The organism is Mitsuokella sp. oral taxon 131 str. W9106 (assembly GCF_000469545.1).
GTDB lineage: Bacteria > Bacillota > Negativicutes > Selenomonadales > Selenomonadaceae > AWVT01.
Genome location: NZ_KI273072.1, coordinates 116,581 through 132,184, shown reverse-complemented (window position 1 = coordinate 132,184; position 15,604 = coordinate 116,581). Strand labels below are relative to the sequence as shown.

Annotated in this window: 10 protein-coding genes and 4 pseudogenes; all 14 read right to left on the bottom strand. The window is 47.3% G+C overall.

Annotation, left to right across the window (positions count from 1 at the left end; translation table 11 throughout):
• Positions 1 to 95: 95 nt before the first annotated feature.
• On the bottom strand, positions 96 to 986 hold the full coding sequence (locus HMPREF1985_RS10345; RefSeq protein ID WP_040637639.1) for a hypothetical protein: 891 nt from the start codon (positions 984 to 986) through the stop codon (positions 96 to 98).
• 68 nt (positions 987 to 1,054) lie between these two features.
• Positions 1,055 to 2,131 (bottom strand): glucosaminidase domain-containing protein, encoded by a 1,077-nt coding sequence (locus HMPREF1985_RS10340; protein WP_071782688.1) that lies wholly within the window; start codon positions 2,129 to 2,131, stop codon positions 1,055 to 1,057.
• Positions 2,132 to 2,475: 344 nt separating this feature from the next.
• Positions 2,476 to 2,739 (bottom strand): annotated as a pseudogene (locus HMPREF1985_RS11870) (murein hydrolase activator EnvC); the annotation flags it as partial.
• Positions 2,711 to 3,784: pseudogene (locus HMPREF1985_RS10330) on the bottom strand (YifB family Mg chelatase-like AAA ATPase); the annotation flags it as partial. The pseudogenes HMPREF1985_RS11870 and HMPREF1985_RS10330, both read right to left, overlap by 29 nt.
• Positions 3,785 to 3,946: 162 nt before the next feature.
• On the bottom strand, positions 3,947 to 5,017 hold the full coding sequence (locus tag HMPREF1985_RS10325; RefSeq protein ID WP_021772563.1) for a hypothetical protein: 1,071 nt from the start codon (positions 5,015 to 5,017) through the stop codon (positions 3,947 to 3,949).
• A gap of 268 nt (positions 5,018 to 5,285) precedes the next feature.
• Complete coding sequence (locus HMPREF1985_RS10320) at positions 5,286 to 5,813, bottom strand: hypothetical protein (RefSeq protein WP_021772562.1); 528 nt, start codon at positions 5,811 to 5,813, stop codon at positions 5,286 to 5,288.
• The gene (locus HMPREF1985_RS10315; protein WP_021772561.1) at positions 5,813 to 8,095 is read right to left on the bottom strand and encodes a DEAD/DEAH box helicase family protein; all 2,283 of its coding nucleotides are present in this window, start codon (positions 8,093 to 8,095) and stop codon (positions 5,813 to 5,815) included. Before HMPREF1985_RS10315 ends, HMPREF1985_RS10320 begins: the two co-directional genes overlap by 1 nt.
• Positions 8,096 to 8,157: 62 nt before the next feature.
• On the bottom strand, positions 8,158 to 10,728 hold the full coding sequence (locus HMPREF1985_RS10310; RefSeq protein ID WP_021772560.1) for an SIR2 family protein: 2,571 nt from the start codon (positions 10,726 to 10,728) through the stop codon (positions 8,158 to 8,160).
• A gap of 366 nt (positions 10,729 to 11,094) precedes the next feature.
• A complete protein-coding gene (locus HMPREF1985_RS11865) occupies positions 11,095 to 11,412 on the bottom strand; it encodes an IS3 family transposase (protein WP_369758582.1) in 318 nt (105 codons plus the stop codon).
• Between the two features lie 584 nt (positions 11,413 to 11,996).
• Positions 11,997 to 13,427, bottom strand: coding sequence for a recombinase family protein (locus HMPREF1985_RS10300; protein WP_021772556.1), 1,431 nt, complete (start codon positions 13,425 to 13,427; stop codon positions 11,997 to 11,999).
• Positions 13,428 to 13,434: 7 nt separating this feature from the next.
• Positions 13,435 to 13,614, bottom strand: a pseudogene (locus tag HMPREF1985_RS11105) (zinc ribbon domain-containing protein); the annotation flags it as partial.
• Between the two features lie 359 nt (positions 13,615 to 13,973).
• A complete protein-coding gene (locus HMPREF1985_RS10290) occupies positions 13,974 to 14,675 on the bottom strand; it encodes a DsbA family oxidoreductase (protein WP_021772555.1) in 702 nt (233 codons plus the stop codon).
• Positions 14,676 to 14,681: 6 nt separating this feature from the next.
• Positions 14,682 to 15,086: a winged helix-turn-helix transcriptional regulator gene (locus tag HMPREF1985_RS10285; protein WP_040637636.1), complete on the bottom strand. Its 405-nt coding sequence runs from the start codon at positions 15,084 to 15,086 to the stop codon at positions 14,682 to 14,684.
• Between the two features lie 180 nt (positions 15,087 to 15,266).
• Positions 15,267 to 15,488, bottom strand: a pseudogene (locus HMPREF1985_RS10280) (phage portal protein); the annotation flags it as partial.
• Positions 15,489 to 15,604: the final 116 nt, after the last annotated feature.

Sequence of the window (15,604 nt, the reverse complement as noted above, 5' to 3'; positions counted from 1 at the left end):
ACTGGGCTGGGATTCGCCAAACAAATGTTTGGAAAAATATTTGGCTCAGTGTAACACATGATTGACAAACCTACAGATCTTTCCTGCGCCGTTCTTTACTTAAAGGCGACGAACCCGCGCGGCTTCTCGCGCGTGTAGCCGCTCACAGCGTTGCGTTCCTCGTTGTATGGATCGGTGACAATGATCTTTGCATCCTCCGCCTGCTTTGCCCACTCGATCTCCTGGTCAAGCTTGACGCGCCGCATATCGTTCTCGAGCTGCACCTTCGCCGCAAGGAGAGCGTTGATCTGTGCCTGGTCGAGTGTCCCGAGTGCGTTCAGCTGCTCCGTGATCTGCCGCAGCTCCGTCTCGCCCTGGGCGTTTGCTGCCGCCGCAACGAGCGCGTGCACCGCCTCACGCGTCGCATTGTTATCGGCGAGGGCACTGCTCGCCAGCTGTGCGTATTTCCCCGCAGCCGCAGCGATTCCCTGCCGCTGGTGTGAGCGGATACGCTGTGCTTCGCAGTTCGCTGGACTCTCCTCATAGTCGTGAAAGCTCGTGCTCTCCGTGAGGAGCTCCCGCTGCATTGTCTCATAGAGATCTGCCGTGTGTGCCTCCTTCTCCTGCGCGACCTGTCCCGTTGCATGGAGAATCCCCGCATCGAGCGGCGTCTTATTCTTGATGTCAATGCCGAGCTGTGCCGTGATCGTCTCCAGGATATGTGTGAACTTCTCACCGAAGAGGATAGACTTGATCTCACGCGTGATGTCGTAAACATTCCCGCCGTTGCTGCCGAGATCATGATAAAAATAGTGCCCGGGATTCGCCGTGTCTGCCCACGAGATTGACGTCGGGCTATAGTAGTTCGACGGGTCAAGTGGACGCAGCACCCCCCACGCCTCGCCGTCGTGCATGTGCGCAACGAGCGCACCGACGGATGCCGATGCCGTAAAGAGGGCGACAAACATGACTTTGACACGGTGCTTCTTCCATCGCTGTAAGAACATGAATCGCATCTCCTTTTGGTTCAGGTATTCAATTTGAACACCTGAAGTTTCTCGTTTTATATTCACGTTTAGTTGAATACGCCCTGTCGCTCGGAGAGCTTAAAACCCGCGCCGCCGAACTGGGTATTGACAAACTTGTGGATGCGGTCGGCAAAGTACATATACATGAGAACAACGAGGATCAACTGGAGGAGCAGCAGATTGTTCGCAACTGCCTGCTGTGCCACCCCTGCGCTGCCGCCGACGAATGAGATCAGTGCCGACGTGTAGGATTCGAGCGTCGCACCGAAGTAGCCGCCGTGCTTGAGTGCCGCCGCAAACTCCCCGATGGTGCGTGCATCATAGATGCCGTCCTCGGCGTAGGCGTTGTAGTTCGATGCCGCATACTGCGCGAACTCCTCATCACTGTCAAAGTGGCGGTAGTAGTCGCCCTCGGGCGAGATGCCGGCCGTCTTCGCGTCGCCGTACGCCTTGATGCCGCCGTAGTTGTGATCCTCGACGGCGAGCCGGCTGGTGAAGTTCCCCGTCTCATGGGCAAGCTGCGCCCAAATCCACGAGGGATGGAGGGTACGCCCGTACCGCTCCTGCATGATCTGCGAGATGCGGTAGGCGAGCTCTGCCTTCGGGCGACCTGCAATGCTCTGCTCCGGATCTCCGGATGCCGCCTCTGCGGCGACCGCCTGCGACATGAGGTTCTCGACGACGATGTGCTGCATCGTCGATTGGAGCATCGCCGCAAAGAGGCAGAAGAACATGAGGTTGAGCGCAGCGGCAAAGACGCTGTTGATGCCGTTCGATGCGAAATGCCGTACGTGCTTTAGTCCTGCGAGCGGGAACACCGTGAAGCTGAAGAGAATCGTCGCGTAGAACTCGATGTAGGCGATGGCGATGGTGTAGCCGATGAAGCAGAAGAGCACGAAAAGGATCGCCGCAAAGATCAGCATGAGGAGAACGGAGCCCGTACTGCCGAGAAGGAGGAGGATAACACTGGATGACCCGTTCGAGTGGATGACGCCGTTAAAGACAGGCGCGATGATGTTCATGCCCTTCTGCACGATCTTCGTCGGGTCGGAGACTGCCGCCTCCGCTGCCGACAGATCGCCGCCCGCGAGAGCCCCGAGCGCGGGGAATCCATGGAGTGCCAAATTGCCGACAAATTCCCCCAGTTGTAGAGGGGCACTAGACAGAACCCGTAGAATAGGCCGCGCCGCACGAGCCACTTGAAGAGCCCCTCCCGATCCTCACTCGTCGGTGTCATCGCCTTGCCCATCCCACCGAGCGCGAGGTCGATGGCAACGAGGACGAAGAAGATCTTCGCCACGTAGCCTTGCAGGAGCTCCAGCCCAGTCGTAATCACCTCAACGATGCTGTTGACGAGATCACTGATGGGCTTTGCGAAGTCGTTCGTCACGACCCAGTCCTTCGTATGACCGTGGAAATCGAGACCGAGCCCGCCGCCCTGTTCCTGCTCGAGCGCAAGCAGCCCGGGGACATAGAGCCCCGGATCGACCGGCTCTCCATTTTCACCGTTCGGGCGCACCTCGAAATGGCAGTGCGGTCCCGTTGAGTTCCCTGTGCTGCCCGCAGCGGCGATGACCTCTCCCTGTGCGACGGGCTGCCCCACCGCGACATAGAGCGTCTGATTGTGTCCATAGAGCGTATGGAGGTCGCCGCCGTGATTGATGATGACGGTATTGCCATAGCCACTGATCCACCCCACGTATGTTACCGTACCTGCCGCAGCGGCATAGATTCATTGCCGCTACCAAAATGATACTAGAGGGAAACGTCAGCGTTGCGTTCGCACGCGACACGGTAATCTGGCGATCCTCGATCGGCTCACGCAGCACCTCAAGTGTCTTTTTGCTGAACTCCGGCAGCTCGTCGAGAAAGAGCACGCCGTGATGCGCGAGTGTCACCTCCCCCGGACGCGGGATACTGCCTCCGCCGATCATCGCCACCGTCGAGGATGTATGATGCGGACTGCGGAAGGGACGCGTCGTCACAAGCCCCGTATCCTTGCCGAGCAGTCCCGAGATGCTGTAAATCTTCGTGATCTCGATGGCTTCCTCTTTCGTCAGCTCCGGCAGAATCGAAGGCATCCGACGTGCCAGCATCGTCTTGCCAGAGCCGGGTACACCGACCATCAGGACATTATGCCCTCCCGCCGCTGCAATCTCAAGCGCACGCTTCGCCTGATACTGTCCCTGCACATCCGCAAAGTCATCGGTAAAGGCTGCATCCTTTTTCTGCTCTGTCGAGTGTGGCACAGCAGGAGTCAACTTCTCCGTGCCCGTCAGATGACGCACAAGCTGCGCCAGATTCTCGACCGCATAGACCTTCAGCCCGTCAATCAGGAGTGCTTCGTCTGCATTGGATGGAGCAACGTAAAACTCCGTCAGACCATGTTCCCGCGCCGTAATCGCCATCGGGAGAATGCCGCTGATCGGACGGCAGTTTCCATCAAGAGAGAGTTCCGCAGAGAAGAGTGCACTCTGCACCGCCGCCTCTGGAACCATACCGTAGGATGCAAGGAGTCCGACGGCTATTGGCAGATCAAGCCCGGAACTGTCCTTTCGCACATCGGCGGGTGCAAGATTGACCGTCACCCGCTCCTGCCGCAGCTGAATGCCCGAGTTACGAATCGCCGTCCGTACCCGCTCCTTTGACTCCTTTACCGACGTATCGGGAAGCCCAACCAGCTCAAAGCCCGGCAGCCCCGGTGACACATCCACCTCAACGTCGATAATCCGTCCATCTATTCCGAGGGTCGTCGCACCATAGGTCTTTGCAAACAACGGCCTTCCCTCCCACGTTTCAAATATAAGAAAATTATAACACAGGATAGGGGAAGATGGCTAATGATTCTTTGCAAAAGAAAAGAGATTCCAAACGCTAGGTAGGGCGAATGGAATCTCTGTTTGGTAAAGATTTTCTTCGTACAATTGCGATAATAAAATTCATACTCCATCACCAAAAATTATCTTAGCCATTATCTTTTGACACAATACCATAAGTTCGTTGGATAAGCGTTGTATTTTTTCACCATCGCACTGATCCGTTTTTGCTCCATGAAACAGTTTGTTCCTTAGATCTATAAATTCTTTCATTTTAACAGGTGTTATCTCAAATTGAAATGGCGGTTCTTTTATATCATAAATTTTATAACCATTATTAATAATTGCAGCTATTTTTTCCGCGCGGGTTAAATTTGTCATTCGTTGCAAATCTTGGCTGATAATACTAATCAGCCTTTTTTTATATTCGTTTCTCTTATCGCTGCTATCATCTAACCATAAATTATTTATGTTAGCTTTAAGACTATCAATTAACACATCACATTCATCTTTTTTTACCAATTGGATTGCTTGTGCAAATTTTTTATCGTTATTCTCAATGTATTCTATAATTGTAAAAAGATTATAATACTGACTAGATGGATCAATATCTCCAAGCGCTTTATAAAAAAAATTAAGCATTAAGTTTATTCCCGAATTAGGCTTTGATTTTTGAAAAATTTCTTGAAAATCATCCTTACTTAAAGAATGTATTTCAGTCATACTAATATGTTCCTTAATTGATATATTATCGCTAATAATAATCTGTTTTACTTTATTGGAAGAATCACCTTCATTTACATTAGAGATTTTCTCCTCAAGAATTTTTATATTCCTAGTATAGTAATAAAATTTAACATGAAAATAGTGAGTATTAATATTATGTAGTTGAGCCAAATAAGATAAATCTTTACAAATTTCATATGCAATGCAGTCAGCTATTTCAAACGCATATTTTTCTGTATCTGCATATATATATTCCACGGTAATTTTAAACTGCTCACTATCACACGAAATAATAACAGCAACATTATATTCTTCTTTCACGTCTTGATTAGCATAAGTGCATATTTCATCTAAATGTACAGTTATTGATTCATCCATCTTTATTTTTACATTAGCATTAAATGAATGAATATCTAACATAGAAAATTTTGTATAATCTAAAGGAATCGTAACAAGAAACTTTTTCATTAATTTTCACTCCCAAAATCAAAACGTTCCACTTTCGCCCAACACTCCTCACCAATATTCCCATCATATCCGACAACATCATATTCAATGCGATTCAGAGCAACTTTGCGAATGTAAATGCTGCCTCATCATGACATTCAAATAATGAACAATAGGATTGTTCGACGCAGGAACTTCTGTAATGTCACTCTAGTACTCTAAAAAACAAGTCTCTAAGGAAAAACCTCCAAAAGCGGTCATCATTTGTGTAGTGGCCACGCTCCTCTCTTTACATCACACGGAACGTAATCATATCATCAAGGCAGTCCATCGTCTCCACATCGCAAATCTCATTTCCACGAAGTGTTGTTTGAATATGGTAAAAAACGAGCCGAATTTTTAGGAAGCGCACAAAGTCCTTCGAGCGACGTTGATATCCGTATTTCGCCATCAACGTCCTGAGTTTCATGCGAGCATAATCTTTTTTCCCAAGATAAAGAATTTGCACACGCAGCTTCTTGAAAAAGAGATCCATATCGAAGTCATCACGCATCAATGCAGATACGTCCAACGTTCCGTCAGAGACTGCCTGTACCGAGGGAAACTCGGCATCAAGAGCTATTTTGTCCTGCATGTAATCCGACCAATACAATATGTCCAGCAGCCATTTTCGATAATTTTGCCGATACTCCATCGACAAAAACGGTTTATCCTCTGTGTGCATCCGCTGCGCAAGGAGAACGGCTTCCTGCATAGATAATCCCTCACAATCAATAATGCAGGCTACATCCAAGGCAGTGTATAGGAGTTTCTCCATCAGTATTCCCCTTCCGATCGGTCGCCCTTCTTTGCGTTGCAGGTACGGCAAAGAATCTGCAAATTCTCGAGCACAGAGAGTCCGCCCTTGTTCATGGGGATGATATGATCTACATTAAGGTATCGCCGATTGGAAAATACGTTTCCACAATGCGCACAAACATAGCCGGAAGGAACTTTCGCCTTGGCAAACGCCCCCTTCCGCAAATCTTGTTCCAGATCAGGATCAACTTCCTTGATTTTATCCAAAGGAAGATTCTCTAGGGTTCTTTGATCGTAAGTCACATTCGTCTCCGACTCATAAAGTTCCGGGTCAGAAATCTTCGCAAGTTCAATATCCACCATGCGAAGAAAATATATCTTTTTCCCAAAAAATAGCTGCAGAAGATTGTCATCGACGCCTTCCCACAGAGCATCGAGATATTCTTTTCTCTTCTTTGGACCAAGATCCTCGTCCCAGACGTGCCGCGCAATCGCGGGAACATCGAGCTTGTTCCTGTCCACTTGGTCAAACGTATAGAATTTCGGCTCGGATTCCTTCTGCGCATAATATTTCAAGATATGCCGCACATCTCTTGGGTCATAGGGCGGCACCATGTCACGATGGAAAAACCGCTTTTTGCATTCCGCCTCCAAGTTGTTCAGCGCATCGTCGGAGAGATATTCGTCATCTGTATTGATGCCCTTAAACAGATCTGGGAGTGCCTGCATCATTTTCTCATAGGCGTCTTGGGTGCTGTTATATATCATGACCTGATAGGAGAAATCGATTCCCTCCTCATTGATGTATTGGAACGCATACATTCCCTCAGGAATGCGCTCCCAAAAAGAAACTGCCTCGAGCTGCGTGGTGTCGATGGCATCGTTTAGGATAGCAGCAAATTCCTCAATTTTGGAAATTGCAACCCATCGAATTTGTTGCTTTTTATACTCCGGACTATCCTTCGGCGGCCACTCGCTATCTCCGACAAAAATTGTATCCGGACTGACCCATGCGATGTGTTCATTCCAGTTATCGACAAAGGAGACAATGTAGGCGATATTGGTGCCGCCCGCTTTTTCACCGCGAAGTGCACGGCCGATCATCTGTGTCATAAGAATGGTAGAAACGGTGGGGCGCGCGAGGAACACGGTTTTCGTCATGGGCAGATCAACGCCCTCAGTGAGAATATTGACATTCACCAAGACCTCTACATCACCGCTGCGGAAGGCTTCAAGTTTACGATCGTTTTCCTTGGCACTGATGGTCACACCAGTTCCCATATCCTTGATGGAAGATACGATGTACTCGGTTTTAATGCCTGCGTTGTTGAAAAGTTTGGCGAGAGCAATCGCATGGTCAATGCTGACGGCAAAGACAATGGTCTGCCCATATTCGTCAGCCTTCTTCAAATAGGTATCCACAATCAATTTGTTGCGGGGGCCGCTCTCAGCGATACTTTGGGACAGCTCGGGAGAAAGAGTGTCAAGGTGCTGGATGCTTTCCCATGCTTCAATCCCCAAATCTTTGCCATACTCCTCATCCGTGTAGTAGGTTTCAAAATGAGGATGCGAAAGTATCTGCCGATTGATAAGTTCCTTGAGGTCAACTTTGTAGGCAATGCCGATGTCATTTTTCTTCGATTTACCCCCCGACATACCGTCTTTATAGATATGCGCCAAAAGCCCCTGCTCATTCTCTGCAGTACGGAAGGGCGTAGCCGTGAGACCAATCAGTTTCACATGCTCCACCTTTTCCTTGACGAAATCAATGACGCGCCGATATGTTTTTGCCGTGGAGTGATGCGCTTCATCCACGACGAGGAAAATTTCTGACTCCCCAGCCAGCCACGGGGCAAGACGTGCCAGATTGGACTCCCTGCCAATACTGTCCTTGCTTATAATGAGCAAATTATCCTTCGGATCAATGTTGACCGTTTTATCATGATTCGATGAACCGGACACAATGCGATAGCGGAAAGATGATATGTGGGGAATTTCAGCGGCGTAGGCAAAATTCTGAAAGGATTCGGCAGCTTGGTCAAGAAGCGTCTGACGATGGGCAAGCCAGAGGATCTTTTTCCTTTTGTCGAGTGCATGACGAAGTAGCCAAGTGGAAGCCGTATACGTTTTCCCTCCCCCTGTGGGAAGCACCACAAGGGTACTATAACTGGCATGTTCTTCGTCCATACGGTCAAGGGCGCGGATCGCATCCAGCTGGTGATGATATAGATGGCGGGTATTGCGCCCAGGGATTGGATGTACTTCTCCTGCTGCCGGAAAGTCGATATATTCTTGCGCCATGTTTTGTTGTTCCACCTTTCAATTTCAGGTTGATTTCCCCTCGTCTTTTTCTACTATCATAGTCACTCAGAAAAAGACTTCTTTGGCTTTCGAGCATTTCTTTTCTTTGTCAGTAAAATTTGTTTATTTGCATCATCCATTGACATCTGAGCAGATTTAAGGAAGCTCTCAAGTTCTCTCTCCTCTATCTCCTCCACATCTTTCGATATCCCCCACTTGGCAGAAAACGTCTTCATAATCTTAATATATTGAGAAAAGTCTTCAACTGTAAGCTCACTCTTTTTCTCTTCATACAAATCAAAGATCTTTTCTGCTATCGAAATAGAATATCGCTTGTTGTTCCCCTCATGGTGATAATGTCTTAACAAGAGCTTCTGAGCCTCAGTGATATAATCAGACAGAATCTCTTTGGCGCTGAGTCCACATATGTTATCTTTTGCCTGTTCCAGATAACACCTTGCTTCCACAGTTTCTATCTGAAAGGGCACAAAGTGTTCTTTTTCCTTTGCGCAATCATAGGCATTTCTAATGCATATCTTTGCTGTATCAAAATCTCCAGCATCAATACATGCCGACGCATATTGCTCCCAATAAAATGGGTTATCCCTGTAAAATTTAAACTTACGTACAGACTCATACAAATCTTTTATTGTACTAATCTTTTGTGTATCCTCTTGTTTGCTCGTAAAACAGGCATAATTTGCATGTGATATAATTGCCTTGAGTGTCTCTTCATAACGAGAATTACTACGATAGGAACGATCAAGAGCCTCAATCGTCTTTTTCAGGATGTAGCACAAATCCCCCACATCAACTACATGCTTTACCATATATTCGGCGATAATAGAAGATTTTACAAAAAGTTCTTCCGTCGTGTTATCCCCGCCAATCAACTCCTTCAATACAACTCTCTCTTCAATCTCGGTTTCTGCAGAATTGTCCACCTTGAGCAAGAAAAACAAATCATCTCGAGTTAATGACAATTTCCATGTTGAAATACACATCCCAAGAATAACGACTTCGCGAACGTCCTTCATTTCTGGACGCATTGTGGAGGCCATCAGCTTCTCCAGTCTATCCTTGATCTGTTGTGCTTCCAATAAATCCAATATAATATTTGCCATGGAGGATTTGCACTCGTTGGTAAATCTGTGATAGAGAGCTTCTTCAGAATACCCTTTTCGCAGTTGTTCTCTGCAAAAGATTTCTGCCAATCCCCTACACTCCTCATCCTCCAATTTTTGCAGGGGTATCTCCAAAAGTTCCTTTTGCCGGAGTTCTAATTCTTCCTTTATCCTTATGCGAACATGACTCGACAGCGACATTCTTGTTGTCATCAAAAAAGTTATATGCTGCATTGGATGATAAGAAAAATATGATAATATGTGCAGGGAGGAATAGCAGTCCTCAATAATGACCAAGACATTTTCTTTTATTTGTGAAATGCGTTCAACTTCCTCTGCAAGCCCTTCTGTATCTCGCAAAAAGACAAAAACCCTGCAAAATTTATGAACTTCTCTTTTCAGCATTTCACAAAAGATCGTTTTTCCATTTCCCAAATCCGATGTTATCAAAAACACTTTACGGCTTTGCTCCTGATATCGTTGAACAAAATCCGTTACCTGTTTTCGATAAACGATAGATTCATATGGATTACTTGAATGTCCATCATTATGAAAAAAAATATTTTGCTTGTATTTCCCGTAAACATAAAACTGATTATACTCTTCGAAGGTAGGTTTCTCTAGTGCCAAGCTTGTTGGCTCATACTCACAAAAAGAAAGAAACGGCTTCTCTTCCAATGGCGATGGACGGAATTTTTTTCTGCATCCTTCTATGCGCTCCGCAAAACCTTGCATCCCCGGAGTATACAGTGTGCCATATTTTTTCAGTCTGTTTGCTGTCATTTTCTCCTTCTGTATCTCAGGATAGGAAATGATTACGATCTTTTGTTTAATATTGGGGAGTAAAAAAATTCTATTGATCTCCAAATCACTTGTAGAGAAGGAATAACCTATAACGACGACCCTATCAGCTGCAAAGAAATCTTCCTTCATGTAATCAAACCAAGGGTTTCCTTGAAGCGTGCTTTTTGTATAGCTACTATCCAAAAGTTTAAACTCATCTTTCATAGTTTGTACAGAAAGCTCTTTTATATATCCATTCAAGTGCACACATATATTCTTCTTGATATATTCCTGAATCGATGCGGACAAAACAATCGGCACTCTCTCATTCTCACTCCCTTTAGATGAGAACTCAACAACATCATCATAATTCGTTGTATAGATCCGTTTCCACGGGACGGATAAAATAACGTTATGATAATCCTCAACACCGGAAACGCAAAACAAGTCTTGCAGCTCGTGAATCAGATTCTGTTTGCGGCTCTCTTTTTCAGAAAAGGATAACGATGGTTGATCTATATAATATTCGGTAATATCTGCCAGATTATACTTTGCATACTCCTCCTCGCTCAACTCCTCACATTTTTTTGCAAAATAACGTTTCAGTGACTCGCCGGTCAAAAACTTTTCTCCGCACTTATTAACAGCCCCGACCGAAAAACCAGAGCCCAAAAACAACACACTGTTACCATCCAACGCTAAATCAATAACCTCGTCCAATGTCATAAATACTCTCCTTATAAAGTTCCTGCAATCAATCTCACAATCCCATTACACATCTGCTACAAGTCGCCGCCCCTTCAGACGCTGCGTTGTAAAGCGATATTCGCCCACCACCTGCACCTTCTCCCCCGGACTTTGCAGCCACATATCATAATATTGCGAAAAACAGTGCTATGATCGGTAAAACAATCAAGTTCAAGATGATTGTGCTATTGCCACCTTATTCCATCGCAAAAGAAAATTTCCAGTGAGAGGATTCTCTAGTCTATTACTATCATAGTTTTTTTCATGGACATATTGCGGGATGGATAAAATTATTTGCAAATAATCAAAGAACTTTCAACATAACAAATTATAACACAGGACCAGTCATGTTCCTAATGATTCTTTACAAAAAAGAAATTCCAACTGCCAGTGTAATGCCCCTAAAAAGTTAGACCTGAAAGCGTAGAAAAGCGATTTTTGCGCTTTTATTATGCAGCTTGGTCTGCGACGATACTGTGCAGGACTAAGCCAGCCGATAGATTCTTTGATGCGATGCTCGTTGTAGTAAACAATGTGCTTTTCGATCGCCATCTTAAGTTCCTCGTAACTATGGTAAATACGTCCATAGTAAATCTCTTGCTTTAAGAGTCCGAAGAAGTTCTCCATTACACTGTTGTCCAAACAGTTCCCCTTACGTGACATACTCTGAAAGATTCTCTCCTCCTTTAGGCGTTTCGTGTACAACTTCATCTAATACCTCCACCCCTGGTCGGAGTGGAAGGTGCGCCGATAAGGACAATCTGCTGTCACACGAATTGCCTCCTCAAGTGCGGACTGAATCCCTATCGCAGACGGTGTCCTGTCCGATGTGAAAACTGACAATCTCAGCATTAAAGAAATCCATATACGGATCGAAATACAGTTTGTGTCTGCGACGAGCTTTCCATCGTCTCCCTGCAGCCAGTATTTGCGCTCACTCGTATCCGTTGCGATCTTCTGATGCGAGATAGAGATTTTTAATCTGCGGTTCAGAAGATTGTCTGCCACCGTTCCGACAACCCTCTGTAGGAGCTGTACTTGTGCGTTCTGTGCGTAAAGGAATGCACTTGAAGTCCAAGCTTCTGCACAATCCCTTGCACCGCCTTGCGGTTGATTTTGTGTCCGAAATTGCGCATTTGTACCCAAAGACTATGACGTATTCGTCGCTGCGCCCAACAAAAACCAAGGGATTCCGTACGCTGGATGTGACGTATGGATTCTCCCTCGGGATGAAGTTCTAGGAAGAGTTATCCCCCTACAATTTCAATCCCGCCCTTGAAAACAACGACTGCCGCTCCGTCCTCCTTGACCACGATGTAATTGAGCAGTCCGCCCCATAACGCCTCATCGAACTCAACCTGCTCCTCGTTGATACCACATACCACTTGAATCATGGTCTCCAAGGTCTTTCTCTTGCTCTCCCTCTCGGCGATTTGGTCGTCCAATTTTTCCAAATTTCCCTGCTTTTCCACATAGAGTCCGCGAATCTCATTTTCCTGTTTCAGATACGCATTCTGATCCTGTGCCACCCGCGCATTCTCCTGAATCAGTATTTCGATCCGTTCTGCCAAAACACAAAGTTCCTGCTCTATTCTATTACGCTCCTCAGTCAGCTCCACAGTTTGGCAAACGTCGTCAATTAGGGATCGGAGTTCCGCAATTACGTTCTCTTTGACCTCCACCAAGGAGTTCAATGCTTTGACGAAAATCTGTTTGATCTCCTCCTCTGTCAGATGCCTTGTACTGCATGGCTTGCCCTTGTGGGCGTATTTCTTGTTGCAGCGATAGATGACTCTGCGGTATTTGTCGGTCGAGTGCCATACCTTCGCTCCGTACCAACCGCCGCAGCAGCCGCATTTGATTTTGTTCGCGAAGATGCTCACGCCGCTGTGCTTGCCGTTCTGCTCTCTGCGTTTTATCTCCGATTGCACAAAGTCGAACAAGTCCGGCGGAATAATCGCCTCGTGATGTTCCTCCACATAGTACTGCGGAATCTCACCCGTATTCTTCCGTCGCGTCTTATCGAGGAAGTCCGCCGTATACTCTTTCTGGATCAGCGCATCGCCACGATACTTCTCGTTGGTGAGGATGGAGCGCACTGTGGAAATGTACCACTTGTCCTTTCCCGATGGGGATTTGAGGCCGCGCTTCTCCAGTTCCTTGGTAATCGCATAGAAGGATCGCCCGCCAAGGAAGAGTTTGTAGATGAGCTTCACCACTTGCGCCTGTTCCTCGTTGATTTTGAAATCCTTGTCATAGCCGAGAAAGGCACTGTAGCCCACACTGGTCTTGCCCTCGGCGAACTGCTTGCGCTTACCCCATGTGGTGTTCTCCGAGATGCTGCGGCTCTCCTCCTGCGCTAGGCTCGACATAATCGTGATAAGGAGTTCTCCACGCGAATCAAATGTCCATATGTTCTCTTTTTCAAAGTAAATCTCTACACCGTTTTCCTTGAGTTTGCGGACATTCTGCAGAGAATCCACGGTATTCCGCGCAAAGCGGCTGACGGACTTGGTGATGATGAGGTCAATCTTGCCGGCAAGGGCATCCTCGATCATCTGGTTGAAGCCGTCACGCTTCTTTGTGTTGGTGCCGCTGATCCCCTCGTCCGAATACATGCCGACGAAATCCCAGTCGGCGCGGCTTTCGATGTAGTTCTTGTAATGCGCCATCTGCATTTCATAACTGGAAGCAGTCACCGAACAAGGATTCTGCCGCTTCCTTGAGTTCGGATTCGGGCAGCCGTTTCAATCCGCATTTCGTGCGCAGCTGACTGCAAGACCACACCTTAGTTCCCTTCGTCCAAGTGTCACGCTCACACTTGCTGCCGCAGGAGGCGCAGTACACTTTGTTGGTGAAGGGATCTCCTGAAACATCTTCACTACATAGGAGAGAAATGCTTTCTTGCTTTCATGCAACGAGGGGCGTCCGCAGTGTTCGCGGTTGCTCTCGTATACTTCCTGACCGTTGACAGCTCTGTATCCCACGCGCTTCCCGTTGTGGAGCAGAACTCTGCCCCGCCTCAGTTCGTTGTGTACGGTGTTGGGCGCGCAGCCGATCTCCTGTGCGATGCTCGAAGGGAGCGTCCGTCTCTATGTCTGATCTGGATGATGACGCGCTCTTCATAAGTGAGATGTGCCCCTTTGCGATGCTCCGATTTTGTGGTACACTCTAGTTGTTCCATAGCGTGACTCCTTTGGTAGATTGGTCTGTTCAACTCTATTTTACCATAAGGCTTCCGCTATGGAATTTTTCCTGTGCAACTTGATTTTACAACCTACAAAAATTATTTTTTCCAGTGCCTTTTGGAGTGCGGCTTTCATCCGTGTGATGCTGTCTGCGCCGGCAATGCGTTCATCACCGATGATAAAGAGCGGCACGGAGCTGACGCCACGCATATAGGCCTCCGTTTCATCCTGCTGCACTTCGTCCAGATAGAGCGTGTCGAACTTGATCACTTTTTCCGCTTCTTCCGTATTAAGACCTGCCGACTGTGCCGCACAGCGCAGAACATCGGGTTCGGAGAGGGCGGCATTTTTGCCGAAATAGGCATCCATGAGAACCTCGATAAGACGGTCGGCTTGCTCCGGCTCTTTGCTTTGTGCATACTTGGTCAAACGATGTGCATCCACGGTATTGACAAACTGGGCATCGACAAAGTTGAAGTTCAGTCCTTCCTGTCTGCCCATGGCAGTAATGCTGTCGATGCGCTTTTCTGCTTCATCTGGCGAGAATCCGTACTTGCGTACGAAGAGGTCGGTCATGTTGCCTACGGATTTTCGCGGTGCATTTGGATCAAGCTGGAACGCTTTCATTTCAAGTTCAATCGGCTCGGTGGTGTCCATCGCGGCAATGGCTTTTTTCATGCGTGTCTCTCCGATGTAGCAGAAGGGACAGGCGTAGTCGGACCAATATGTGATTTTCATGTGGCATCACCTTTCGTTATGTGATGATAGAGTGGGTTCTTCCTGCGGCAGAGATTCTGCCTGTGTCGTGTGTTGATGCAGATAGTCGATGTAGCGGTTTCCCCACACTTCAATGCAATCGAGGACGGGGGTGAACGCGTAACCGATTGGCGTCAGCTCGTATTCGACGCGCGGCGGGACTTCGGGGAAGGCGGTGCGTGTCAGCAGGCCTTCATATTCAAGCGTTTTCAGCTGTGTGGCAAGTGTCGCCTGTGTTGCGCCGACTTCCTTTTGAATTTCGCCAAAGCGCCTTGCACCGGCGGCAAGGGTACGCATGACGAGGATCGCCCATTTCCCTGCGATGAGTTTTTGCGCCGTAGCAAAGGGACAAGAACCGAATTTGTTCATCTGTCGATGGGGGGGCTTTGTCATGGTGATTCCCTTCTGTCTGCATATCGTTCATACGACCTGTTAGAAATAATAGCACAGTTCTTTTATTAATGTAAGTCGAAAAATTAAAGTTAGTGTTTTTTATATGTTTCTGATCATATTATTGGGTGGACTGTAGTATAATGAAAATATATAGAAAATCCAACGAAAGTGAGGTAGATACACACGCTCTTTTCCCTGCCCTTTGTATTTATAGACGTGGAGCGGCAATCCTGCGATGGATTCGGCAAGGATGCGCACGCAAGCGTAAACCGCTGTTGTCTGCATCGCAGTCCTCCCATTGACCGCCTTGCCCGCCGCTGTCTGTCCAAACAAAAAGGACAAGCCGCCGAGGTGATTCTTGGGCTTGTCCCGTGAACGGAAGAGTTTTGTGAAGAAGTTCATGGAAACCTCCATTTCAGGTTTGTAATTTTTATGTCCGCTGCAATCTCCCAATCCCCATGTCTTGCACAATATTCGAATTTGATTTATACTAACCATATCAAATGTGGGAAATCCCA